Source organism: Candidatus Thiodiazotropha sp. AKAK3 (assembly GCF_058244645.1).
The window spans coordinates 16,021-39,748 of the sequence record NZ_JBSYOQ010000035.1; the positions used below are offsets into that span (position 1 = coordinate 16,021).

At 47.5% G+C, this 23,728-nt stretch carries 22 protein-coding genes and 3 tRNA genes; 19 read left to right on the forward strand and 6 right to left on the reverse strand.

Features of this window, described 5'->3' with window-relative positions; translation table 11 throughout:
* Positions 1-11: 11 nt before the first annotated feature.
* The 6 genes from AC4IE7_RS06515 (at position 12) to AC4IE7_RS06540 (ending at position 6,088) form a co-directional block, all read left to right on the forward strand.
* Positions 12-428, forward strand: a complete 417-nt coding sequence (locus AC4IE7_RS06515) for a MotA/TolQ/ExbB proton channel family protein (RefSeq protein ID WP_490776008.1) — start codon at positions 12-14, stop codon at positions 426-428.
* The gene (locus AC4IE7_RS06520) at positions 428-838 is read left to right on the forward strand and encodes an ExbD/TolR family protein (RefSeq protein WP_490776009.1); all 411 of its coding nucleotides are present in this window, start codon (positions 428-430) and stop codon (positions 836-838) included. The genes AC4IE7_RS06515 and AC4IE7_RS06520 overlap by 1 nt, the downstream gene beginning before the upstream one ends.
* Complete coding sequence (locus AC4IE7_RS06525) at positions 838-1,455, forward strand: energy transducer TonB (RefSeq protein ID WP_490776010.1); 618 nt, start codon at positions 838-840, stop codon at positions 1,453-1,455. The genes AC4IE7_RS06520 and AC4IE7_RS06525 overlap by 1 nt, the downstream gene beginning before the upstream one ends.
* Before the next feature lie 44 nt (positions 1,456-1,499).
* Entirely contained in the window at positions 1,500-2,687 is a 1,188-nt protein-coding gene (locus tag AC4IE7_RS06530; RefSeq protein ID WP_490776083.1) for a tetratricopeptide repeat protein, read from the forward strand.
* A gap of 166 nt (positions 2,688-2,853) precedes the next feature.
* The gene (locus AC4IE7_RS06535; RefSeq protein ID WP_490776011.1) at positions 2,854-4,941 is read left to right on the forward strand and encodes a TonB-dependent copper receptor; all 2,088 of its coding nucleotides are present in this window, start codon (positions 2,854-2,856) and stop codon (positions 4,939-4,941) included.
* Positions 4,942-5,176: 235 nt separating this feature from the next.
* On the forward strand, positions 5,177-6,088 hold the full coding sequence (locus AC4IE7_RS06540; RefSeq protein ID WP_490776012.1) for a DMT family transporter: 912 nt from the start codon (positions 5,177-5,179) through the stop codon (positions 6,086-6,088).
* Positions 6,089-6,287: 199 nt separating this feature from the next.
* On the opposite strand, the gene AC4IE7_RS06545 is transcribed toward AC4IE7_RS06540, so the two are convergent.
* Positions 6,288-6,575, reverse strand: coding sequence for a DUF2934 domain-containing protein (locus AC4IE7_RS06545; RefSeq protein ID WP_490776013.1), 288 nt, complete (start codon positions 6,573-6,575; stop codon positions 6,288-6,290).
* A 109-nt stretch (positions 6,576-6,684) separates the two neighbouring features.
* The gene (locus AC4IE7_RS06550; protein WP_490776014.1) at positions 6,685-8,319 is read right to left on the reverse strand and encodes an alpha-D-glucose phosphate-specific phosphoglucomutase; all 1,635 of its coding nucleotides are present in this window, start codon (positions 8,317-8,319) and stop codon (positions 6,685-6,687) included.
* A gap of 515 nt (positions 8,320-8,834) precedes the next feature.
* On the opposite strand from AC4IE7_RS06550, the gene AC4IE7_RS06555 reads away from it, so the two are divergent.
* The 3 genes from AC4IE7_RS06555 to adk all read left to right on the forward strand — a co-directional run bounded on the left by AC4IE7_RS06555 (position 8,835) and on the right by adk (position 13,420).
* The gene (locus AC4IE7_RS06555) at positions 8,835-10,289 is read left to right on the forward strand and encodes a TIGR03016 family PEP-CTERM system-associated outer membrane protein (RefSeq protein WP_490776015.1); all 1,455 of its coding nucleotides are present in this window, start codon (positions 8,835-8,837) and stop codon (positions 10,287-10,289) included.
* A 191-nt stretch (positions 10,290-10,480) separates the two neighbouring features.
* Positions 10,481-12,388: a molecular chaperone HtpG gene (htpG, locus tag AC4IE7_RS06560; RefSeq protein WP_490776016.1), complete on the forward strand. Its 1,908-nt coding sequence runs from the start codon at positions 10,481-10,483 to the stop codon at positions 12,386-12,388.
* A 387-nt stretch (positions 12,389-12,775) separates the two neighbouring features.
* Positions 12,776-13,420, forward strand: a complete 645-nt coding sequence (gene adk, locus AC4IE7_RS06565) for an adenylate kinase (RefSeq protein WP_490776017.1) — start codon at positions 12,776-12,778, stop codon at positions 13,418-13,420.
* On the opposite strand, the gene AC4IE7_RS06570 is transcribed toward adk, so the two are convergent.
* Positions 13,417-13,680, reverse strand: coding sequence for a hypothetical protein (locus tag AC4IE7_RS06570; protein WP_490776018.1), 264 nt, complete (start codon positions 13,678-13,680; stop codon positions 13,417-13,419). The two genes, adk and AC4IE7_RS06570, sit on opposite strands and share 4 nt — an antisense overlap.
* 58 nt (positions 13,681-13,738) lie before the next feature.
* Here AC4IE7_RS06570 and trxA point away from each other — a divergent pair, with 58 nt between their 5' ends.
* From trxA to AC4IE7_RS06605, 7 genes are all read left to right on the forward strand, one after another.
* Positions 13,739-14,116, forward strand: a complete 378-nt coding sequence (trxA, locus tag AC4IE7_RS06575; protein WP_490776019.1) for a thioredoxin — start codon at positions 13,739-13,741, stop codon at positions 14,114-14,116.
* 95 nt (positions 14,117-14,211) lie between these two features.
* The gene (locus tag AC4IE7_RS06580) at positions 14,212-14,703 is read left to right on the forward strand and encodes a DUF1249 domain-containing protein (RefSeq protein WP_490776020.1); all 492 of its coding nucleotides are present in this window, start codon (positions 14,212-14,214) and stop codon (positions 14,701-14,703) included.
* Between the two features lie 187 nt (positions 14,704-14,890).
* Positions 14,891-15,538 (forward strand): response regulator, encoded by a 648-nt coding sequence (locus AC4IE7_RS06585; protein ID WP_490776021.1) that lies wholly within the window; start codon positions 14,891-14,893, stop codon positions 15,536-15,538.
* On the forward strand, positions 15,535-16,164 hold the full coding sequence (locus tag AC4IE7_RS06590; protein WP_490776022.1) for a uracil-DNA glycosylase: 630 nt from the start codon (positions 15,535-15,537) through the stop codon (positions 16,162-16,164). Before AC4IE7_RS06585 ends, AC4IE7_RS06590 begins: the two co-directional genes overlap by 4 nt.
* A 159-nt stretch (positions 16,165-16,323) precedes the next feature.
* Entirely contained in the window at positions 16,324-18,144 is a 1,821-nt protein-coding gene (gene uvrC / locus AC4IE7_RS06595) for an excinuclease ABC subunit UvrC (RefSeq protein WP_490776023.1), read from the forward strand.
* A gap of 28 nt (positions 18,145-18,172) precedes the next feature.
* Positions 18,173-18,805, forward strand: coding sequence for a CDP-diacylglycerol--glycerol-3-phosphate 3-phosphatidyltransferase (gene pgsA / locus AC4IE7_RS06600; RefSeq protein WP_490776024.1), 633 nt, complete (start codon positions 18,173-18,175; stop codon positions 18,803-18,805).
* Between the two features lie 94 nt (positions 18,806-18,899).
* The gene (locus tag AC4IE7_RS06605) at positions 18,900-19,331 is read left to right on the forward strand and encodes an Hsp20/alpha crystallin family protein (protein ID WP_490776025.1); all 432 of its coding nucleotides are present in this window, start codon (positions 18,900-18,902) and stop codon (positions 19,329-19,331) included.
* A 429-nt stretch (positions 19,332-19,760) separates the two neighbouring features.
* On the opposite strand, the gene AC4IE7_RS06610 is transcribed toward AC4IE7_RS06605, so the two are convergent.
* From AC4IE7_RS06610 to AC4IE7_RS06620, 3 genes are all read right to left on the reverse strand, one after another.
* Positions 19,761-19,847, reverse strand: a tRNA-Leu gene (locus AC4IE7_RS06610).
* 37 nt (positions 19,848-19,884) lie between these two features.
* Positions 19,885-19,958 (reverse strand) — tRNA-Cys (locus AC4IE7_RS06615).
* An 85-nt stretch (positions 19,959-20,043) separates the two neighbouring features.
* A tRNA-Gly gene (locus AC4IE7_RS06620) sits at positions 20,044-20,119 on the reverse strand.
* Positions 20,120-20,335: 216 nt separating this feature from the next.
* On the opposite strand from AC4IE7_RS06620, the gene AC4IE7_RS06625 reads away from it, so the two are divergent.
* The 3 genes from AC4IE7_RS06625 (at position 20,336) to AC4IE7_RS06635 (ending at position 23,530) form a co-directional block, all read left to right on the forward strand.
* Entirely contained in the window at positions 20,336-21,541 is a 1,206-nt protein-coding gene (locus tag AC4IE7_RS06625; protein ID WP_490776026.1) for a cyclic di-GMP phosphodiesterase, read from the forward strand.
* Between the two features lie 234 nt (positions 21,542-21,775).
* Entirely contained in the window at positions 21,776-22,912 is a 1,137-nt protein-coding gene (locus AC4IE7_RS06630) for a GNAT family N-acetyltransferase (RefSeq protein WP_490776027.1), read from the forward strand.
* A 150-nt stretch (positions 22,913-23,062) separates the two neighbouring features.
* Positions 23,063-23,530 carry an Rrf2 family transcriptional regulator gene (locus AC4IE7_RS06635; protein WP_490776028.1) on the forward strand — a complete coding sequence of 156 codons (468 nt, stop codon included), beginning with the start codon at positions 23,063-23,065 and terminating at the stop codon, positions 23,528-23,530.
* Positions 23,531-23,728: the final 198 nt, after the last annotated feature.

The window sequence follows — 23,728 nt, forward strand, 5'->3', positions numbered from 1 at the left end:
TGGAGATGCTGATGAGCCGGCTGCCTCTTGATGCGCTGAGTCTACTCGAGCGGGGCGGGGCGATCTTAATCGTGATTTTGTTACTCTCCCTTGTTATGTGGACATTGATCGTCTATCTCTATCTGCAGTTTTGGTGGCATGGCTCCAAGCTCGTCAAGGATGATTGTCTTCCCTGGTTGCCACTCATTATCTCCCTGGTGCAGATTCTCCCGATGGTTGGCCTGCTTGGAACCATTGAGGCGATGATCGAGCTTTTTCATGTCATAGCGCATCATGGCACAGGCAATATACGCGGCATGGCAGGGGGCATTTCACAAGCATTGATTACCACTATGGCCGGTTTGGTCGCCTCCCTATCTGGCTACTACTTCTCAAGCGATCTACAACACAGGCTGAGCTACAGCCACCATCCACAGGGGAGCGTCTGATGCGACATCAGCATGTGGATGATGAGAACGGCGATCTGGCGATCAATCTCACGCCATTGATCGATATGGTTTTTATCCTGTTGATCTTTTTTATGGTGACCTCCTCCTTTGTCAAAGAGCCCGGCGTCGAAGTGGATCGTCCCAGTGCTGCGACGGCAACAATAAAACAGCAGGCAGCGATTCTCATTGGTGTGACAGGCGAGGGAGATGTCTGGATCGACAAACGTCGTGTCGATATCCGGGCAGTGCGGGCCAATGTAGAGCGTCTGCATGCTGAAAACCCGGAGGGTGCTGTAGTTATAATGGCCGACCGAAAGGCCCCTACCGGTGTGGTTATCCGGGTGTTGGATCAATCACGTCTTGCGGGAGTAGAGAGTGTTTCAATCGCCGCATCCATGGAACAGGAGTAATGCGTTTTTTTACTGCAATAGTGATCGCTTTGGCAGTCAATCTGGCACTCTTCTTCTTGCTGGATCAGATGCTGCGTGAAAAAGCAATTGATGTAGAGAAGACGATCACCTCGGAGCGAGTGGAGTTCGTTCGCCTGCGTCGACAGCCTGATCCGCCCCCTCAGGATGAGCTTGAACCTGTGGAGGAGAAGCAGGAACCTCCACCCGCTACACCAGAGACACCACTCAAACCGATCGCGGTTGATCGTCCCGATATAGAGCAGTGGCAAATCCCCGATTTAAACATACCTTTAAGTATTGCTTCGGGGCCCTACATTGGCACACGACCTGAGTTACCGACAACTTTAGCTGCGGAGCCTGTCCCACGCATGCGCTTTCCCCCTCGATACCCACAACGGGCATTGATGCGACGTATTGAAGGCAAAGTGGTGTTGAGGTTCACCATCAATCCCGATGGATCGGTTAGTGATGCAGAGGTTGTCGAATCAGATCCTCCAGGTTACTTTGAACAGTCGGCTCTTCGCGCAATCAGCCGTTGGCAGTTTCATCCCAAGGTGGTTGATGGTGAAGCGGTTTCACGTGCGGCAACACAAACCATTAGCTATCGTCTGAATTAATGAATCCAGGAAAATATAATCTCAGTGGGTGGCTCGTGAAGACCATGTTTTGTCTACTGCTTCTGCCCACTCTTCTGAACGCCGCTGATGAGCTGCCCAAGGATGCAGCTGGAGCAGAGCGCTATACCTACGACTACCTGTTTATGATTGATGCACTGATACGAAATGAGAAGTATCAGCAAGCCAAGGTCGAATTGGACGCACTACTGGAACGCGTCAAACAGAAACCGGATGAGACAGCTTTGGCTCGGCAGGCCTATGGCTATTTAAGTATCGGACTGAAGGATTACAAATCGGCAATAGATCATTTTTTGTTCGCAGTGGAATCAGGCGCTTTGCCATCCCAGGTAACCCTTAATTTACGCTATACCCTCGCTCAGCTGTTATATCAGGAGGAGCGATATAAAGCGGGTCTAAAGCAACTGCAAGCATGGTTTGAACAGACCAAAAAACCATCTCCTGAGTCTAGGGTTCTGTTGGCAAGTCTCTACTATGCATTGAAGCACTATCGTAAGGCGATAAAACCGTTGAAAGTTGCCATCAAGCAGTCGGACTCTCCTCGTGAGTCATGGTATCAGATGTTGGTCGGGCTATATTTTGAAACAAAACAGTACAAACAGAGCGTACCTGTTTTGCAAGTCATGGTGAAAAGGTATTCTCGCAAAGCCCTCTATTGGCAGCAATTATCCGATGTTCTGCTGCAACTGGGCCGAGAACAAAAGGCGGTTGCTGTTCTTTCCCTGGCGGCAGAGAAGAATCTTGTTGATGAAGATGGCTTGATACGTCTGGCCAAGCTCTATCTTCAGTTGAACAGCCCATTGGATGCGGCTGAGTTGTTGACGAACAGACTTGAGAGTGGTGAGATCAAAACGGATAAAAGCAGTCTGAATCTACTGGTGGATGCCTGGCTTCTGGCAAGAGATCAGCAGCGTGCATTGAAGGTGCTTCAAAGATTGACAGAGATCGATAAGTCAGGAAAGCCACAGCTCAGGAAGGGACGATTGTTGATGGAGCTTGAGCAGTGGCAAGCTGCAAGGTCCAGTCTCGAACAGGGCATTAAGCTATCTTCCAAGCCAAGTTTCGATGACTGGATATTGCTGGGAAGCAGCCACTACCGCCTTGATAGCCCTGAGGCAGCCAGATCGGCTTTTGAGTCGGCCTTGAGTGTGGCTAAGAGTGAAAAATCCCAGCAACTTGCTCAACGATGGATCGACTATCTGGAATCTCGTTGATTTTTTTACGGCATATGACTCACATGACTGAGTGATTTGCCTTATTTTCTTCCATCTCATCTAAACCTAACCCAGAGATTGTTTGTGGAAACAGCGACTTGTTTGGTTGGTGTGGATATTGCTATTTAACACTGTTTGAAATATTAGAAAACATAGAGGTGAATGCATGCGACCTACAGCCTTATCATTGGCAATCAGTTCTCTTTTATCTGCCCAGCTTCTGCTTGCGGATGACCAGACCGAGAGCCTGAACGAAGTTGTTGTCGAAGGGGAGGGCGAGACCGCTCCGGCAGTGATATCAACACCAATGGATGGGACTTCTTCCGGTATTCCCGCAGATGCGGCTGATTTTCTGCGGGATATAAATGGTGTTTCCGGTACAAGAATGGGGGGGCATGGGATCGATCCAATCATTCGAGGTCAGAGTCAGAATCGCCTCAATATTCTTATGGATGGTGCCTACATACATGGTGGTTGTCCAAACCGCATGGATCCGCCTACTGCATACTCCTCGATGGAAAGTTATGACAGCGTTACCGTTATCAAGGGCTCTCAAACAGTAATTTATGGCGGCGGTGGTAGTGGTGGAACCGTATTATTTGAACGCAGCGTCCCTCAATTCGAGCCAGGCAAACCCTATCTGGGTCGTGCGGATGTTGGCTATAAAAGTAACTCCCAGACAAAAGAGGCCTCAGTTGATCTGGCAGCCGGTACTGAACTGGGATATGCACGGGGCATCATTGGTTACAAAGATGCTGAAAACTATGAAGATGGTGATGGTAACGAAGTACGTTCGTCTTTTAGTAATCAATCCGGCAATCTGATCCTGGGCTATACCCCGGATCAGAACAAAGTACTGCAACTGAATCTTGAAGCCACCCGTGAAGATGATGCCTACTATGCGGGGGCCGGTATGGACTCGCCAATGAGTGATTCTGACAATATTCGTTTGAAGTATGAGCAGAGTGATAATCTGGGGCCGCTGTCAGGTATCAAGGCAGAGATCTACTCCAGTGAAGTTGACCATCTTATGGACAACTACTCATTAAGAGAGCTGACCGCACCCATGCGCATGAGTGTACCAACCTCCTCAGATACCAAAGGTGGTCGCTTGCTGGGGGATCTGATGTTGGGTGAATCAACCCTGACAGTCGGTTTTGACTATCAGAATAATGAGCGCGATGCTGATCGTTTTTCCGGTATGCCTAACATGGATCCGGTCACGCTGCAGTCGATTATGTGGCCTGGGGCCGAGTTGGAACAGACTGGTGTTTTTGCGGAATTATCGCTGCCGGTAAGTGCGCTGGATCGAGTCAAGGCGGGATTGCGCTATGATCGGGTCGACGCCTCCATTTCCAGGGGTGACGAGAAACCGGATCTTGGTCCCAGTCCTACCCCGAACAACCTCTACGCAGCCTACTATGCTGATACATCCGACAATAAGACAGAGGACAATGTTGGCGGGTTTGTACAGTATGAAAGAGAGATAGGTGATGGCACGCTCTACACTGGATTGAGTCGTAGTGTACGTACTGCCGACGCAACTGAACGTTATCTGGCAAGTTTCGCGCGGAACATGATGACAGGAATGGACAGCAGTTGGGTGGGTAACCCGGAGCTGGAACCTGAAAAGCATCACCAGATCGAAGCAGGCCTGCGTTGGACTGGAGATGCATGGGATACGGATGTCTCCGTTTTCTACAACGATGTAAGTGACTACATCCTGCGTGACAAAGCCCGTGGTCAGGATGGTATTCTGGTGTCCAATGGTACGGCGACTATCTATCGTAATGTGGATGCGGAATTCTACGGCATCGAATGGCAGGGCGGTTACAAGATTCTCGATTCTCTGAGTACCACCGCCAGTCTCGCCTATGTGCGTGCAGAAAACAGTACAGACGATCGTCCTATTGCACAAATTTCCCCTCTCGAAGCCACACTTGGTATGGAATATAGACTAGGGTCATTGGATTTCGGTAGCAAGGTGCGCATGTCGGCCAAACAGACTCGTGCGGATCTGGAGAATGGAAGTGGTCAAGATGCCCAGGAGACACCTGGATGGGCTGTAATCGACCTCTATGGCAGCTATGAGATAACCAGCTCTGCCGATGTCAGCTTTGGCATCGACAATCTGTTGGATAAAAGCTATGCCTATCATGTTAATCGGGCAAATGCGGATCCATTCAACCCTGAAGCGATCCAGGTCAATGAACCAGGTCGTGAGGTCTGGTTGAAAGCTGGTATCAAGTTCTGATCTGGTAAGAGGTGATCTATCAGGGGGGGCATAGCTCTTCCCCTGATAGAGACAAAACCGGCCTCTTCTTCCGCTCCTGGAAGGGAGTAGTGTTCACCTCTTGAATCACTCCCTTTTGATGGATTCTCCATTAATTCCAGTCATAGTCTATGACAATTTAGATTCTACGAAGACATAGATAACCTGCGGGGATACAATCCGCCTGACCTTTTTCCTTGTTTTGCAGGCTCACTGAATGTCTCAATCAACAGATAGACCCAATCAGAGTGTGCATCACCTCTTCTGGGGTATTGTCAGTACCGTTGTCGCCTGTATTTTGTTGGCAGTAATGGATGGTTTGGGTAAATGGCTGATGCAGGATTTAGCCATGCCTCAGGTTGTCTGGGCACGCTATTTTTTCCACACTTTATTTGTCGGAATAATCTTTTCATACCGCCAGGGATTTGCTTTTGTTCGTCCGAACCGGCCCTGGACTCAGCTACTCAGAGCCATCTGTTTAATGGCTGTGACTTTGAGTCTATATAGCGCCATTCAAACGATATCACTGGCGGATGCCACTTCAATTGTCTTTTTTGCACCCGTCCTGGTGACCTTGCTCGCTGGATGGTTTTTGAAGGAGAAGGTTGGTGCAGTCGAGTGGTTTGCTGTTGCTGGTGGTTTTATTGGTGTGCTGTTTATTGTCAGGCCAGGATTTCGCGACCCTGATCCTGCACTGCTGTTAGCTTGTCTGGCTGCTGTTAGTCTCGCCTTCTATTTTGTCTTGACCAGAGCACTGAAAGGTCATGACAGTGAACAAACCACACTGTTTCATACAACATTCACCGGTGCGATTGTATTGACCTTGCTGCAACCACTCTGGTGGCAGCAACCCACCATCACTCAGTGGTTATATTTATTAACCACTGGAGCATTAGGTGCAGCTGGCCATTTTCTGCTGGTGAAAGCATTTCATATGGCGTCTGCTTCACTGCTTTCACCCTATCTCAATGCGCAGCTCGTTGCAGCGGCTCTGATTAGCCTGCTCTTTTTTGAAGATACGCTGGGATGGCCGTTCTACTTGGGCTCATGTTTGATTGTCGGTGCAGGACTGCTTGTCTGGGCACATCAGCGTGTCCTGGCAACCCTGTCTGCACGGCGATCCCTGTAGAAGATCTTTTACTGAATCCGAACTGGTGGATCAAATATTGAGGAATAGAAGTGAACACCCATCCAGGCCCATATGCACAGCCTGAATCCTATATTTTTTCGTAGATTTAACTGCTATAGACCGACTATATGCGCCCCGCATTTACAAGAATAGAGTGTGAATACGGGGCGCAAGGCTTTCGCGCAAATCTAAATGAGAGTCACTTTTTCTTCAGCAACTCATTTATGGTGCTTTCACAATCGAGCCAGTCCTGGACATCATTGCCCGGCTCGAAATTTCGAGCTTCTGCCCGATAGTAAGCCATGGTGGCAATCATCTCATAGCGCTCTCGAGGACTGATCACTGCCACTTTCGAAGATGCCTTCTTTGCCACACTCTTTTTCTTAGTGGTTTTTTTCTTAACGACTTTTGGTTTCGCCGCTTTTTTTGAAGTTGTTTTTTTCTTCGTTACTTTTTTTTCGCTCACTTTATCCTGTTTCTTATTCACAGCGGGGCTCCCCTGAATGTCGTTTGATTATTGTACCTGAAATATAGTTATTATATTCTCAACTATGGCTGATATATAGTGATCCAGTTGCAAGTTGTCCAGTAAAATTTCAGGTGATAACTGTTGGCTCAGTTCGTCCTGTTCGTTGTTCAATTTCAGCAACTGCCAAGGCTATCTCCACAAGTGGTTTCATGACCTGTTGCGTGCTCTCCATCTGCTTTTCTGGATCGGGCTGATATGCTTCAAGATAGACCCTCAAGGTAGCGCCTTCCGTGCCGGTACCTGAGAGTCGGTAGACAATCCTTGATCCATCGGTAAACCCAATGCGGATTCCTTGATTCTCAGAGCGGCTGGAATCGACCGGGTCGGTATAGGAAAAGTTGTCTGCATACTCTACCTGGTAGCCACTAATCTCATCGCCAATCAGGCTGTCGAGTTTATCAACCAGGGATTGCATGAGTGACTCTGCGGCATCTTTCTCTATCGCCTCGTAATCATACCTGGTGTAGTAATTCCGGCCATAGGTCTGCCAGTGATCCCGTACGATCAACTCTACAGATTGCTGTTTGACTGCAAGTAGATTGAGCCAAAACAGAACCGCCCATAAACCATCTTTTTCTCTGATATGGTTGGAGCCTGTTCCAAAGCTCTCTTCGCCACACAGAGTGATCTTTCCTGCATCCAGCAGGTTACCAAAAAATTTCCAGCCAGTGGGGGTTTCAAAACACTCAAGCCCGAGCTTTTCAGCAACACGATCAGCTGCTTGACTGGTAGGCATGGAACGGGCAACACCACTAATGCCAGCGCTATAGCCTTTAATCAAATGGGCATTGGCTGCTATGACTGCCAGACTGTCACTGGGCGTAACAAAAAAATCACGTCCCAGGATCATGTTTCTGTCACCATCGCCATCTGAAGCTGCACCGAAATCAGCGCCATTGCGACCTTCGGTCATCTCTACCAGTTCATGGGCATGAACCAGATTGGGGTCTGGATGGCCGGCACCAAAATCGATTTTTGGGATACCGTTAATTACCGTTCCCGGTTCTGCGCCCAGCAACTCTTCCAGAATACGTTTGGCATAGGGCCCGGTTACTGCGTGCATCGCGTCGAAGCGCATGGTGAATGCACCAGAATTGAACAGTTGATGAATGCGCTCAAAGTCAAACAGGCTGGCCATCAGCTCGGCATAATCACTTACAGAATCAATAATCTGGATAGTTGTATCACCGATGCGCTGTTCACCAGCTTTGTCCAGATCGATATCGGCGCACTCAGCAATACGGTAGTTATCAATGGATTTTGTTCTATCGAATATGGCTTCTGTTACCAATTCAGGGGCTGGCCCGCCATTGGGGGTGTTGAACTTGATGCCAAAGTCTTCATCCGGGCCGCCGGGATTATGGCTGGCAGAGAGAATGATGCCTCCGTTGGTCTGATATTTACGAATGACACAAGATGCTGCTGGTGTCGACAACAGACCTCCCAGCCCAACAATGACTTTGGCAATACCATTGGCTACCGCCATTTTCAGGATGATTTGTATCGCCTCGCGATTGTAAAATCGGCCATCCCCACCCAAAACCAGGCTGCCACCGATCAGATCGGCCTGGGTATCGAATATGGCTTGAACAAAATTCTCTAAATAGTTCGGGGTCTGAAACACCCTAACTTTTTTTCTTAATCCAGATGTCCCGGGACGTTGGTCGTCAAAGGCTTGGGTGGTCACAGTATTAATTTGCATGATTTCGGTCTATTTGTGGATTTGTTACTTGGATAACCACTATTCAAACACAACTGCTATGGTCAGTTGAAGTGTAGAGATAGCCGTTGCTCGGGAATTTCACGAAGGCCCTCAATTTTCTGAGCCAACCGGCAGCGGCAGGGTTGCAGCCCATCTATTCAGGCAGGGAAGGGCCTTTGCTCCTCTGGCTCCGCCAATAGGCCTCTCATGGATATGGGTAATATTTACACGACAAGCTGGGTATTCGGGTTAGAATTGTCAGTCAATATGGAATTTGGGTTTTTTACCAACTGACAGTCAGACTACAGATATGATGGGTTTAATCTGTGCGACAGATAACTTCTATATCTGCAAAGCATGATAGAATTCACGCCGCATTATCACTGTCATTGATGATTCCGTGCCGCTGAAGTCAACAGGCTCCTAGGGTAAGACCGGAGAGTGCATGCTGACTCAATCAGGGATGAAAGAAACAAAATGACTCAATCTAAACAGATACAGACAGGATGGATAGGATGTCTTGCGTAATATTTCGTAAATCTGACCGAATTCATAAGCTACAAACACTGGCAATGTTCAGTTTGCTCTCGTTTCCCGTAGCTTCCCTATCAGGCGAGTGGATTGTATCCCCCTCAATAGCATTAGATGAGGTCTATACAGATAATGCACTGCTGACCAGTGAGGAGAAGCAGAGTGAGTACGTTACTCGTGTAAGACCCAGCGTCTCAATCTTTCGCGAGGGTGCCAGAGCCAATCTCGATTTCAACTACTCTCCCGAATATCGATACTATAAGGAAGAGACAAGAGATAATGAGACCGTTCACCTGTTGCGTGCCAATGGTGATGTTGAGCTTGTAGAGAATCATCTGTTTGTTGATGCCTGGGCAACTTCTGACCAAACCCAGATCTCTTCCAGTCGCACCAGTCCTGATGGTTTGACGGGGCCGACTGAAAATATCGATTACTACACAGTTGGTGTCAGCCCCTACTACACAACCCGCTTCGGCAATGTCAGTGTTCTGGAAGCTCGCTATTCGGCTGATAAGGTTGATTATGAAGACCAGGATGAGGTTGACAGTACCTCACAAGAGTTTGATCTGATTCTGGGCAGTGGTACCTATTCAACTTCCCATGCCTGGGAGCTTGCAGCGAGTCATACGCTGGAGGATTACACAGGAACCAGCGACGACAAGAACAAGATCTCAATCTTCAGAGGTGAGTTTTTACAACAAATCTCACGCCGATGGGCAGTGGCGTTCGCAGCTGGCTATGAAGATTTTGATCTCATTATCGGTGAAGATGTGGATGGGGAGCTGTGGTCTGTCGGCATAGTCTTTACACCAACCAGTCGAACGAGATTTGCCTTGGGTGGTGGTGAAAGAGCCTTTGGCGATGATTACTACCTCAATTTTGAGCACACTTCCGGTCGATCCGTGTGGCGCATCGACTATAAGCGGGACTACATCAGTGCCCGTGATGAGGCGACTCGGCCCTCTTTGTTCCAGCGCCAGGATGAGTTTGGCAATGTCGTCAGAGACGCGGTTCTGGAGAATCCACCACCAGTTACTGTAACTGGGGTTTCAACCCTCAGTGCAGAATATTATGAGTCTGACCGGGTAACCGCTTCCTATGTATTCAGAACCCAAAGAACCCGGGCTGAATTAAGAGCTGGATTTACCAAGAGAGATTATGAGATCGCCACTCAGGATACTGAGGATACTACCGCATCGGTCTCACTCTATCGTTTAATCAGTCGTAAGTTTTCAGGTATCTCCCGACTCCACTGGAGAGATCACGATGAAGAACTTCAGGACTACAAAGAGTGGTCCGCCTCTCTGGGTGTCAACTATCTTCTTGGTCCTCAGACGACAATATCCACCAGTGTCACCCATCTCGATCGAGAAGGGGAGACTGAATTGACCACTTATGAAGAGAATCGTGTAACTCTTGGATTATTAATGAGATTTTAATGGTTTTGAGAATATTTGCACTGGATCTGACTGAGGGATCGAGCATCCAGTCTTGAAAAACCGATAAAAGATCCCATATTAGAGAACGATTTTCCAATCCCATGAAAAGGGCCGTTTGTGCTACTAGGTACAGGCTCTCTTTGTGGGGTGTTCTTAATCTACCTTCTTGATTACAGAGGCCGTTTTCAAATATGTCAGTTGAAGCTCAAAAGGAAACCCTGGATTTTCAGGCAGAAGTCAGCCAGGTACTCAATCTTGTTATTCGATCACTCTACAGCAATAAAGAGATCTTTCTCCGGGAATTGATTTCAAACGCCTCGGATGCTGCCGAGAAGCTGAGATTTGAAGCGCTCACCGATGAAGCGCTGTTCGAGGATGATCCCGAGCTTAAAGTTGTGGTGACCTACGATAAGGATGCCGGCACCTTGACCATTTCAGATAATGGCATAGGCATGAGCCGACAGGATGTCACCGATACCATCGGTACCATTGCAAGCTCTGGCACACGAAAGTTCTTTGAAGCGATGTCTGGGGATCAGGCCAAGGACAGCGAATTGATTGGGCAGTTCGGTGTCGGCTTCTATTCTGCATTCATTGTTGCGGAAAAAGTAACGCTACTCACCCGAAGAGCCGGCCTGGGGCAGGAACACGGTGTGCAGTGGGTATCAGAAGGTGAGGGTTCCTACTCTATTGAGAATATCGACAAGCTGAGTCGTGGAACGGATGTTGTACTTCATCTAAGGGAAGATGAAAAAGAGTTCCTGGAGGGATTCAGGCTGCGTAACGTTATCTCGAAATTTTCAGATCACATTACGATCCCTGTGGAGATGGAAAAAGAGTTCTATGGCGAGGATAAGGAGAAGCCTGAGGCCCCGGAATTCGAACGAGTAAATACAGGTACCGCCCTATGGATGCGCAATCGCTCCGATATCTCCGATGAGGAGTACAACGAATTCTACAAGCATGTCTCCCACGATTTCGAAGATCCACTGCTACACGTACACAACCGGGTAGAAGGGAATAACGAATATACCGCACTGCTCTTCGTGCCCAATCGTGCACCATTCGATTTGTGGGACAGGGATCAAAAGCATGGTGTAAAGCTGTTTGTTCGACGGGTATTCATCATGGACGAGGCAGAGAAATTGATGCCTCGCTATTTACGCTTTGTCAGAGGCGTAGTCGATTCTGATGATCTGCCGCTCAACGTCTCCCGTGAGATTCTGCAGCATAACCGCAAGATCGACACCATTCGCCAAGCCAATGTTAAACGCATTCTCGGTGCATTAGAGAAACTGGCTGAAAATGATCAGGAGAAGTATCAAGTCTTCTGGGATCAGTTCGGCAAGGTATTGAAAGAGGGCCCGGCTGAAGATTTCAGCAACAAAGAGAAAATTGCCGGATTGCTGCGATTTGCTTCCACACACAATGAAAAGGATGAACAGACCGTATCATTGGCTGACTACATCTCACGCATGCGTGAGGGCCAGGAAAAAATCTACTACATCACTGCGGAAACCCCAGCGGCAGCTCGTTTCAGTCCTCACCTGGAAGTTCTGAAGAAAAAAGAGATCGAAGTATTGCTGCTTTCCGATCGGGTTGATGAGTGGTTGGTAACCAGTCTCACTGAATTTGATGGCAAGACCCTCCAATCTGTTGCAAAAGGTGCGTTGGATCTGGGTGACCTGGAAGATAAAGAGGAGCAGGAGAGCCAGGAAAAGGAGAGTGAAGAGCATAAGGCTTTACTTGAAAGAATGCAGGAGATCCTGAAGGATTCAGTTAAGGAGATACGGGTCAGTCAGCGTTTAACTGATTCTCCCTCCTGTCTGGTGGTTGAAGAGCATGATATGAGTGCTAACCTTGCCAGAGTTCTGAAATCTGTAGGACAGGATGCGCCCCAGACAATGCCGATTATGGAGATCAACTCATCACACCCATTGGTGGAAAGGCTGGAAGCTGAATCAGATGAAGAGCGTTTCGGGGATCTGACCAAGGTTCTGTTCGATCAGGCTCAGCTGGCTGAAGGTGGGCAACTGGATGATCCGGCATCATTTGTGAGAAGACTCAACAGTCTGATGCTGAAGCTGGCAGGCAATTAATGCCGCATTAGCGAATAAAAAAACTTTGATAGGAAACGATCACTGTTTTGTTGTACCAATCTGGATTCGAGCCGAGAAGCCCTGATAATGAGATATCAGCTTTTTGGCTTGATTCAGATTGGTATGTTCTGAATAAACTAATTTATCTATAAAACAATAACTAAATTCCATCTTCTGATACTGATTCTATCATATTGTCTATGTCGGGTGATCTGCCCGCTCATGTTCATAAGTGGCCTGTATCCGCCTATTGATAGCCTCAACTGGCCCCTGCTTGCAGGGCATGGCAAACTCCAGGGTAAGATTCAGGTTAGGCTGAATTAACAGAATTGTTTCATCAGCGGGTGAAAATCCGAATATACTCATAACAACCGAAGGAGATTCATAATGCGCGTCATTCTATTGGGCGGACCAGGTGCAGGTAAGGGCACTCAGGCGAATTACATTAAAGAAAAATATAAAATCCCACAGATTTCAACCGGTGATATGTTGAGAGCTCATGTCAAGTCAGGATCAGAACTCGGTGTTGCCGCAAAAAAGATCATGGATGAAGGTGGCTTGGTCTCAGATGACATAATCATGGGAATGGTGAAAGAGCGAATTACTCAGGATGACTGTAAAAACGGTTATCTCTTTGATGGTTTTCCTCGCACGATCCCCCAGGCTGATTCACTCAAAGAAGCCGGGGTTCCTATAGATGCCGTGGTTGAGATCGATGTGCCTGACGAAGAGATCATTAAACGCATGTCCGGGCGCCGTGTTCACCTTGCATCTGGTCGTACCTACCATGTTGTCTTTAATCCACCCAAAGTGGAGGGTAAGGATGATGAAACAGGTGAGGAGCTGATTCAGCGTGATGACGACCAGGAGGAGACAGTGAAAGCACGTCTCAAAGTCTATCATGACCAGACAGAACCACTGGTTGCCTTTTACAGTAAAGAAGCTGATGCTGGTAGCTGCAAATATATAAAAATCAATGGAGTAGGTGGAGTAGACGAGATCCGAGATCAGATTTTTCAAGGCTTAGGTTAAGTCGATAGAGTCACCTGATTCTGATAAAGGGCTGCAACAGATTGCAGTCCTTTTTTTATTCCTGGATTCCATGTTTGCAGATCTACCTGTGATTGGTAGTTGCCTCCTTTTCGGTGCGATGAGTGGCCGCTATATTCAGTGTTGTCTATCTTGTAAAGGGCGCGCCATTCACTGAGAGACGCGCCTTGCAGCTGAAGACTTCCGCTGACGTTGATAGGTGCCATATATACATTACATCGTCCAAGGAATTCGGCAGGCATTGAACGCTCTATTCTGATAACATCTGTTTCATCTCAACTTCCAGTAAGGGGCTACCACGTGGCTGTAGTAGAATTAACTAAAGATAATTTTGAATCGACCGTAACCGACAATGAATTTGTAATTATAGATTTTTGGGCGCCTTGGTGCGGTCCATGCCGCTCTTTCGCTCCGACGTATGAGAGCGTATCTGAAGATCACCCGAATATTGTGTTCGGTAAGGTGAACACTGAAGAAGAGCAGGATCTGGCAATGCACTTTCAGGTTCGATCCATCCCGACTCTGATGATCTTTCGTGACAATATCATTATCTTTTCTCAGCCTGGAGCGCTCCCTGAATCAAGTTTTCGGGAACTTCTCGGTAAAGCGGGTGAGCTGGATATGAATGAGGTCAGAGCTCAAATTGAGGCTGAACAACAAAACGGCGAAAACGCCTGAACTCTGTTGTGCTCCCAAGTTTTGTGTCGGTTTAGCCGGGAAATAGAGGTGTCTACTCCAATTCGCGGTAGCTTTGGCTGACAACAGGAGTTGCCATGAGATCCTCTGACTACCCATGGAAAATGAAAAGGTTGCTCTCTCTGCGACCGACAATGGGCCGTGTCCTGGATCTCAGCGAAGAGAACTACTCATTGCTGTTGCGAATGGCCCCTGATCTTCAAGATCAGGTAGGTGAATATCGGTCGAGATTGGGAGACAGTATGGACCTCTACCTCGACGTGGTTGAGCAGACGCCTTACACCTCCCTGGTACACTTGACCTACTACTTTACCCATGTGGTAGGTGACTATCCAGATCCTGACGCGATGCTTAGGGTCTACCACGATTCAAAGCAGGTCGATGTGATTGATATACGACAATCGAGTCTGCCACTGCATCGATGGGGAGAGAACCCAACGCTTGAGCAGCGTTGGAAAATTAATCTTTTTCTTTCTAAATGGCTTCGTTATTGTGCTGAGCAGGGTCATATCTTCCGAATGGAAAATCGTGACATGAGGGGAGAATTTCCCATGTCTAAGGTCGGATGATTGACTTACTGGTCAGATATTGAAGCTTTCAAGGGACTAAATTTAACAACCTATAGTACTCGCTGTTACTACTCATTTGCGGTAAATTAGCGCTAATGATTACCACCGAGTTTAGGTTTGGGGACTGCTTCAGAGTAGTTGCCTGGATCTTTTCGCTAAGGTTAGAGGGATCTGCAGAGATGCAAATATGATAAAAGTTTTACTGGTTGATGATCATGAGTTGATCAGAACCGGAGTTAAGGGGATTCTCGATAAGGCTGAAGAGATAGAAGTTGTCGGAGAAGCCTCCACAGGTGAAGAAGCAATTGAACTGGTGAGAAAATCTACACCGGACGTTGTGCTGATGGATGTGAATATGCCAGGTATGGGGGGCATTGAGGCAACCCGTAGGGTTCTTCGCGTTAAATCCGATCTGAAGGTTATCGCGCTCACTGTACTGGATGATGATCCGTTTCCATCAAGGCTTCATGAAGTTGGTGCAATGGGATTTCTGACAAAGGGTTGTCCTGCGGATGAGATGATTCGCGCAATTCGGGCCGTCTACAAGGGACATCACTACATTGCTTCAGATGTTGCCAGAAAACACACACTGACTGAGTGGCAGGGTAATGCTGACAACCCTTTTAAAGTCCTCTCTTCACGGGAAACCCAGGTTCTGTTGCAGATTCTAGAAGGCCAGAAGAATCAGGAGATTTCAGATATTCTTTCGCTAAGCCCGAAGACTGTGAGTACCTATCGCCAACGCATCTATGAAAAACTTGATCTTAAGAATGATGTTGAATTGACTCGCCTGGCCTATCGTCACGGTATTCTTAAAGACAGCGAAAAGCATTGAAAACGTTTAATGCCAAGTGTCGCCTCTGTCCCCGGCTGGCAGAGTTTCTGGATCAGGTTGGGAATGAATATCCCGATTACCATTGCGCACCTGTAGCACCTTTCGGTGACCCGAAAGCACGTTTATTGATTGTCGGGCTGGCACCTGGAATGCATGGTGCTAACGCCACGGGTCGCCCGTTTACCGGAGACCATGCCGGAATATTGCTCTATCAGACACTCTGCGATTATGGCTTCTCCAATAAGCCGGAATCAAAAAGCCGGAAGGATCGGCTTAAACTGATTAATTGCCGGATCACCAATGCGGTGAAATGCCTGCCACCACAAAATAAACCCTTGGGTGCCGAGGTTAATCAGTGCAATAAATTTCTCAGTAATGAGCTGCTTGAACTACCTTCCTCAAGCTTGGTGATTGCCCTGGGCTCAATTGCACATCAAGCTGTAATTAAGGCATTGGGGTTGAGGCAGAAAGATCACCGTTTCTCCCATGCTGGTGAACATATACTCAGTGATGATCTGCAACTCCTCGATTCATACCACTGTAGTCGTTACAACACTCAAACTCGACGTTTGACACCAGAGATGTTTCAACAGGTATTTCATCGAGCGAAAGAGCTTCTGGGATGATCTATTTGGTCTCTGGATCATCACCCTTTGATGCTTAAATAAATAGATAGGCTGACATCCGCCTTCCATATTGAAATCAAAAGCATAGGGACAAAAAAATGTCCCAAAAATAGATTCAGTTCGCACGCTCAATAAAATTGTCATAGCATAGACGCCTGTATGGTAATTCAGCCTTTCGATCCCGCCAGTTTCTTGAAGACCCTGACCTCTCGTCCTGGGGTCTATCGCATGATCAGTGTTGATGAAAAGGTACTCTATGTCGGAAAGGCAAAAAATCTGAAGAAACGGGTCTCAAGTTACTTTACCCGCAGTCTCAATCGAAGAATTCAGATTATGGTATCTCAGATCGTAAATATTGAGATTATCGTCACCCATACTGAGGCAGAGGCGTTGATTCTTGAGAATCAACTGATTAAGTCACTCAAGCCCAAATACAATATTCTTCTAAGAGACGATAAGAGTTACCCCTATATTCATCTCTCAGTGGATCATGGCTATCCGGCTCTCTCATTCAAACGTGGTGCGCGAACAGGTAAGGGGAGATATTTTGGGCCTTTTCCCAGTGCGGGTTCCACCAGGGAGACCCTGCAATTGCTGCAGAAGCTCTTTCCGGTACGTCAGTGTGAAGAGAGCTTTTATCGCAACCGCTCCAGAGCCTGTCTGCAGTATCAGATTAAACGTTGCAGTGCACCTTGTGTCGGCTTGGTCAGTGAGCAGGAGTATGATCAGGATGTAGAGCACGCGATTATGTTTTTGGAGGGAAAAACCAATCAGGTAGTCGATGCATTGGTAACTCGCATGGAAGAGGCATCCCAGAAGCTGGAATTTGAGCAGGCAGCACGTTATCGGGATCAGATAAAGAGTTTGCGCCGAATTCAGGAGCGTCAATATGTGAGTGGTGAATCGGGGGATCTGGATATCGTCGCCATTGCAAAACGTGGTGGTAGTGCCTGTATTCAGGTGTTCTATATTCGCTCTGGCCGGAATCTGGGGAATAAATCCTTCTATCCCTCCGTTCCCCAGGATGATCCGGATGAAGCGGTTTTAAGGGCATTCTTGACCCAATACTATCTTGAAAAACCACTTCCCAATGAAATTATTCTAAGTGCCCGGTTAGAGGAGCAAACCTTACTCGAAGAGGTTTTCAGTCAGCAGGCGAAGCGTCGTATTCGCATTAGTACAAATGTGCGTGGAGAGCGAGCCAGGTGGCTAAAAATGGCTATCAGCAATGCCAGTCTGGCTCTGCAAAGTCGAATAAATGCGCAATCAGATATGGATCAGAGACTTCAGTCATTAGTGAAGGCCCTGGATCTGCAAGCACTACCTGAGCGCATGGAGTGTTTCGATATCAGCCACACCCAGGGAGAGTTGACGGTTGGATCCTGTGTGGTTTTTAACCAAGAGGGCCCACTGAAGTCCGATTATCGCCGTTTCAACGTTGAAGGTGTGACGCCGGGTGATGACTATGGGGCAATGAGCCAAGTCCTTGAACGTCGTTACCGCAGGATAAAGAGAGGGGAGGTGGCTCTACCTGATCTGCTGTTTATCGATGGCGGCAAGGGACAATTGAGCTCGGTTCACGAACGATTGCAGGATTTAGGACTATCCGGATTGACCCTGGTTGGTGTGGCTAAGGGGGCAGATCGTAAAGCCGGCATGGAGCGTCTCTTCTTGTTGGGGCGCAAGGCACCTATTATACTGCCAGCAGATTCGCCGGCACTTCATCTTATACAGCAAATAAGGGACGAAGCTCATCGATTTGCGATCACAGCGCATCGCCAGAGACGCTCCAAAAGTCGCAATCGCTCTGTTCTTGAAGAGATTGCTGGTATAGGTCCTAAGCGTCGACAGAGGCTTATGAGGCAATTTGGTGGTCTACAGGAGCTCGCGAGGGCTGGCGTGGAAGATATCGCCCGGGTAGAGGGCATCAGCAATGGGTTGGCAGAACAGATCTACCAAGCCTTTCATGATACAACATAACAAGTAACATAACGGCAGAGAACTATACATGTGGAACATCCCTAACATCTTGACCCTTTTAAGGATTGTTCTGATTCCTGTGTTCGTTCTACTATTTTATCTACCGGTGGAGTGGGCCAGACTCAGTTGCGCATTTGTATTTTCTATTGCCGCTGTGACAGATTGGCTTGATGGTTATCTGGCCAGGCGGTGGGGGCAGGTCTCCCCACTAGGCGCTTTTCTTGATCCGGTTGCAGACAAACTGATGGTTGCCGTATCACTGCTGCTTTTAGTTCAGGCTGAGCCGACTCCGGCGCTGGCGATACCAGCTGCAGTCATTATCGGCCGAGAGATTACCATTTCAGCGCTTCGGGAGTGGATGGCTGAACTGGGTGCGCGAGCAATGGTAGCTGTCTCAGTGATAGGTAAGTTTAAGACCGCAGTTCAAATGGTTGCGATTCTACTGCTTATTTTCGATCAGCCGCTTTGGGGGATACCTGTCTACACGGTTGGATTTGTTTTGATCTATGTAGCAGCCATACTGACATTATGGTCCATGGGCCTATATTTAAGATCTGCCTGGCCCAGTCTGCTCGGAGAGAGGCAGGTCAGTGGTAGTCTTGAGGTTAAAACGGTTTCTGTCGATGATATTGATGGGTCAACAAGTCATGTCAACGACTAAACTTAAAACTGAATTCGTTGAATAGAGTTAACTACTAGCCAGACAGAAATAGCGACTGCCTGGTATGCAATAAATGCGAAGCAGGAGGTGACTTATGAACAAATTTGCTCCACTGTTTGGTTTAGCGCTTGGTGCCTGGCTTACGTTACCGGTTAACGGGCAGCCATACCCATACCCCATTGGTGGTGAGCCGTACCACAGGCCGCCTATAAACAGCGGTTCAGGATTCCACACTCAACGTGCTCTTAGATTCAAACAGGATCAGGATGAACGTGGCTATCACCTTCGTATCAAGGCCCAGGGATACTCTGCTGATGCAATCCAAGTGAAAATTGTCGGCCCCTATCTGGTGGTAGAGAATCAAGAGGCTCATCAGATCGAAAACAGGCATCAGCGCGGCTACAGTTTCTCCAGCACTTCCTCCTCTATGCGCCGCCGCTTCAGGTTACCAGCGGATGCCGATGTGGCAGCAATGGCAAGGAGCGAAGAGGATGGGGTTATTGTCATTACCTTGCCTTATCGTTAGATATTCTTGGTATAGATTTGCAGCATCGACTACAAACTAGGCAATGAGGGCTTTTTCTTAATATGGGAAAGCTCCATTTCAATTGCTTCAACAGCTTTACAAGCAGATTTTAATTCCGCCCGCTGTTCATGCAGAGCTATCTCTGGAAACGGGGCGTCCGGGGGCAAAACGATTGGCTAAAGCCATAGAACAAGGCTGGCAGGGGAGAATGGATATTGAAGTTGCGAAACAGGAGATAGGCGTGGTGCCCATAGGTACATTCAAAGCGCACAGGGAAACATCTCTCAAGTGCACTCATATTTCGCAGGGGCGGCGTCTAGACTCGTCTTTACAGAGCGTTTGATATGGGGCTGAAAAATGTTGCTCGAATTCCTGAGATATTTCTGCCATTCAAATTGTCAGAAGATTCTGAGATGCAGAATTTTAAAATGGTGCCCGGGGCCGGAATCGAACCGGCACGACCCTAAGGTCGAGAGATTTTAAGTCTCTTGCGTCTACCAATTTCGCCACCCGGGCCGGTTGGCGTGTTTTTGCGGATTTCACAACAGAAATATGGAGGCTGAGCCCGGAATCGAACCGAGGTCCACGGCTTTGCAGGCCGCTGCATAACCACTCTGCCACTCAGCCATATAGGGTGGGATTCTATCATCTATTCCTGATGAATCGAATCGACACATAAAAAAGCCCCGGTTGTGCCGAGGCCTTATAGAATTGGAGCGGGAAACGAGACTCGAACTCGCGACCCCAACCTTGGCAAGGTTGTGCTCTACCAACTGAGCTATTCCCGCTTCGTTCAGGAAGGGCGTATTCTAGCTTCTGATTAGGATCTGTCAACCTTTTCCAACAGATATTCTTCAGTGAGTCATGGTTCTCGTCTACCGATCTGCATAGTTATCAATCTGGATGCTGCTCAAGTAATGCGCTCTACAAACCGATAACCCTGTGTAAGCTACCATTTATTAAGGGTTGAATGTTGTGAATGTGGTTTCTGAGTAAGGTCGCTAATGATTAAGCAGATAGATGTTGGCGAGCTTAGGGTCGGGATGTATGTCGATAAGCTCGACACGTCTTGGATGAACCATCCGTTTTTAAGAAATCAGTTTAAAATCAATGAAATAAGTGACGTAGGTAAAATAAAAAAATCGGGCGCCAAAGTTGTATATATCAATACTGAGAAGGGCCTGGATGTCAGCTCTGAAGTTGATGTAAATCAACCCATTGCAGTTAAAAGAACCGAACTCGAATCGAGTCCCGACCAGGCGCCTGCATCAGTTTCCGTAGCAGAAGAGATGGAGAAGGCGCTCATTGTCAGGCAGGAGGCGGGAAGGGTTATCACGAACATAATGGCAGATGTCAGGCTTGGAAAGCAGGTAGATACCGAGCAGGTCAGTCCGGTTGTTGAACAGATGCTCGGTTCAATCTTCAGAAATCAGGATGCTTTTCTAGGATTGACGCGAATTCGCGACATGGATCAATACACTTTCGAACACTCAATAAGTGTCTCAGCACTGATGATTGCATTCGCCAAGAAGCTTGGACTGGATGAATCAGTCATCTGGGAGGTAGGTGTTGGCGGTATATTGCATGATATAGGAAAATTACAAGTACCAGAGAAGATATTGAATAAACCTGGGCGCCTTACAGAAGATGAGTTCTCTATTATGAGAGGACATGTGGGTTTTGGAACCCGTCTGGTTGATGAGACTGATGCAATTCCAAAAAATGCACTCAGAGTCCTTTTGCAACACCATGAACGTCTCAACGGCACAGGTTATCCTGGAAGGCTCTCTGGAGAAGAGATCAGCCTCTACGGCAAGATGGCTGCAATAGTTGATGTATACGATGCGATTACCTCTGATCGTGTCTATCATAAGGGAAAAATGCCAAGTGTAGTTTTACGCCAGTTGATCGAATGGAGCGGGGAAGGGGTGTTCGATCAAGAATTGGTACAGCGGTTTATACAGTGTGTGGGTATCTACCCGGTGGGTACAGTCGTGGCCTTGGAGAGCCAGCGACTGGCTGTGGTTATTGCGTCTCCACAAAAGGCGCTGCTGAACCCGGTACTTAACGTTATCTACGACCTTTCTCAAGACTGCTTTCTAACGCCAGAATATCTCAATCTCGCTGAATCTGCTTCTGGGGATCGAATTCTAAAACCTGTCTCTCCGGAACAATACAATATTCAGATTGCTGACTATCTGGATCAATAGGCTATCCCTGTTTTGATGGGCAACCAGTGTGGTGCTTCATACTAATATGAAGCACCACACTGGTAAGTTGCACTATTGCTGTAACTCGATTTTGAGTTTATACCCCTTCAGAAATGTTGCGATATCTCTTCCTATAGTTAAGGATTGGGAGAAATATGCCATGCTATCTCTCGGTTTTTACAAGCCTTAGGGTTGGTCTATTTTATATTCTCAGCCAGAGCTTGGATTGGAATCATGCAAATCGCTTTTCATGAACGGATAGATGATTTTGAGGCAAATACATGGAATCGCCTTGTTGTGGATGAGAATCCATTCCTGAAGCATGAGTTCCTCGCGGCACTTGAGCACAACGATTGTGTTGGTGAACGGTTTGGTTGGCGCCCCCGACATCTGAGTATTCATGATCAAGGGCGGTTGGTTGGATTATCACCGCTCTATATCAAGGACAATTCATATGGTGAGTTTGTTTTTGACCATGCCTGGGCCGATGCCTACCAGCGGAATGGATTGAATTATTACCCGAAACTGGTCAGTGCCACACCCTATACACCCGCCTACGGAGATCGCTTATTGGTTGATCCTGATGCGGATATTGAGCAGGTTAGGCGGCTGATGGTAGAGGCAACATTGGGTTTGGTAGACGAGTTGGGGCTATCTTCCATGCATTGGCTGTTCACCACCAAGGAGGAGGGGGAGACCTTAAAGTCGATGGGCATGTTTGAACGCCTGGGTGTCCAGTTTCATTGGAGTAATCCCGGGTATTCTGACTTCGACCATTTCTTGTCCTGCTTGACAGCCAAACGCAGAAAAAATATCCGACATGAACGCAGGAAGGTGTCAGATTCCCAAATTCGTTTTCGTGTGGTCACTGGAGATGAGGTGAATGAGGCTGAATGGGCGCTATTTACCCACTTTTACAGTAAGACCTTCGAGGAGCGTTACAGTCTGCCAACCTTAAATCAGGGTTTTTTTCAGGAAATCGCACAAAATATGGGCGATCAGATCGTTCTTGTGTTTGCCTACGATGGCTCACGTTGTGTCGCCGGTGCGATTCTCTACCGCAGTCAATCCACGCTCTATGGGCGCCATTGGGGGGCACTGCAACACTATGACAGTCTCCATTTCGAAGCCTGTTACTACCAGGGGATATCCTATGCAATCGAGCAGGGGCTGAAACGATTCGAACCAGGTGCTCAGGGGGAACATAAAATCTGGCGTGGGTTTTTGCCGACACTGACCTACTCATATCATTCGATAGTCGATCCTCAATTTAGCAATGGTATTGAGCATTTTTTGCAACAAGAAGCCCCCGCATTATTGAATTATAGAAAAAATCTACTTGAAAGCTCTCCATATAAAACAAAACAGTAACCGTAACCCACAGAAAAATAAGAAAAAATAAATTTCCTTAATAAAAGTTGTATTTTTTCCGAATAATTGTTGACTAAATTACTGAGTTACTCTAGTCTAAATACCGACTGAATTACTAGGTAATAACTTTATACCTCTGGAGAAACACAAATGAGACTGTCTACAAAAGGTCGTTACGCGGTTACAGCTATGTTAGATCTGGCACTTAACGGAAAAACTGGTCCAGTTACCCTTGCAGAAATATCTGAAAACCAGGGTATTTCACTCTCCTACTTGGAACAGTTATTTGCAGCCTTGAGAAGTAAGGAGTTGGTTCGTGGGGTCAGGGGGCCAGGTGGTGGCTACTATCTCGGCAAGAGTGCAGATGAGATTTCAATTGCCAATATTATTTGTGCAGTTGATGAGTGGGTTGAGTTCACACGCTGTGGAGGAAGGCAGAACTGTAGTGGTGGCGCCCGTTGTTTGACCCACACACTTTGGGATGATCTGAGTACAGAGATTTTCAACTTTCTCGCAGACATCTCCCTTGGCGATCTGGTCAGAAGAAATCTGAACAAGAAGCAAGAAGAGGATGGCTCACTGAGCATTGTGCCTCAATCGAGTTCACAGGCCGCATGATAGTGAAAAAAACCTCTGAAAGCGGCCCTGAATAGGGCCGCTTCAATTTGCGAAACATCGCAAATAGCGCACTGTAGATGATTGATCTGCGGTTCTACGCCATATACTGAACTGATTTTTTTAGTTTTAAGCAGCCGACAACCCATCGCTATTATGCCTGGATGGTGAAATCAGCTATCATCTGCGGTTTGATAGCCA

Bases quoted from the DNA above. Each gene is read 5' to 3' on its own strand.
- AC4IE7_RS06515 (WP_490776008.1), top strand. From the start codon at position 12: ATGAGCCGGCTGCCTCTTGATGCGCTGAGTCTACTCGAGCGGGGCGGG.
- AC4IE7_RS06520 (WP_490776009.1), top strand. From the start codon at position 428: ATGCGACATCAGCATGTGGATGATGAGAACGGCGATCTGGCGATCAAT.
- AC4IE7_RS06525 (WP_490776010.1), top strand. From the start codon at position 838: ATGCGTTTTTTTACTGCAATAGTGATCGCTTTGGCAGTCAATCTGGCA.
- AC4IE7_RS06530 (WP_490776083.1), top strand. From the start codon at position 1,500: ATGTTTTGTCTACTGCTTCTGCCCACTCTTCTGAACGCCGCTGATGAG.
- AC4IE7_RS06535 (WP_490776011.1), top strand. From the start codon at position 2,854: ATGCGACCTACAGCCTTATCATTGGCAATCAGTTCTCTTTTATCTGCC.
- AC4IE7_RS06540 (WP_490776012.1), top strand. From the start codon at position 5,177: ATGTCTCAATCAACAGATAGACCCAATCAGAGTGTGCATCACCTCTTC.
- AC4IE7_RS06550 (WP_490776014.1), bottom strand. From the start codon at position 8,319: ATGCAAATTAATACTGTGACCACCCAAGCCTTTGACGACCAACGTCCC.
- AC4IE7_RS06555 (WP_490776015.1), top strand. From the start codon at position 8,835: ATGTCTTGCGTAATATTTCGTAAATCTGACCGAATTCATAAGCTACAA.
- htpG (WP_490776016.1), top strand. From the start codon at position 10,481: ATGTCAGTTGAAGCTCAAAAGGAAACCCTGGATTTTCAGGCAGAAGTC.
- adk (WP_490776017.1), top strand. From the start codon at position 12,776: ATGCGCGTCATTCTATTGGGCGGACCAGGTGCAGGTAAGGGCACTCAG.
- AC4IE7_RS06570 (WP_490776018.1), bottom strand. From the start codon at position 13,680: ATGCCTGCCGAATTCCTTGGACGATGTAATGTATATATGGCACCTATC.
- AC4IE7_RS06580 (WP_490776020.1), top strand. From the start codon at position 14,212: ATGAGATCCTCTGACTACCCATGGAAAATGAAAAGGTTGCTCTCTCTG.
- AC4IE7_RS06585 (WP_490776021.1), top strand. From the start codon at position 14,891: ATGATAAAAGTTTTACTGGTTGATGATCATGAGTTGATCAGAACCGGA.
- uvrC (WP_490776023.1), top strand. From the start codon at position 16,324: ATGGTAATTCAGCCTTTCGATCCCGCCAGTTTCTTGAAGACCCTGACC.
- pgsA (WP_490776024.1), top strand. From the start codon at position 18,173: ATGTGGAACATCCCTAACATCTTGACCCTTTTAAGGATTGTTCTGATT.
- AC4IE7_RS06605 (WP_490776025.1), top strand. From the start codon at position 18,900: ATGAACAAATTTGCTCCACTGTTTGGTTTAGCGCTTGGTGCCTGGCTT.
- AC4IE7_RS06625 (WP_490776026.1), top strand. From the start codon at position 20,336: ATGATTAAGCAGATAGATGTTGGCGAGCTTAGGGTCGGGATGTATGTC.
- AC4IE7_RS06630 (WP_490776027.1), top strand. From the start codon at position 21,776: ATGCAAATCGCTTTTCATGAACGGATAGATGATTTTGAGGCAAATACA.
- AC4IE7_RS06635 (WP_490776028.1), top strand. From the start codon at position 23,063: ATGAGACTGTCTACAAAAGGTCGTTACGCGGTTACAGCTATGTTAGAT.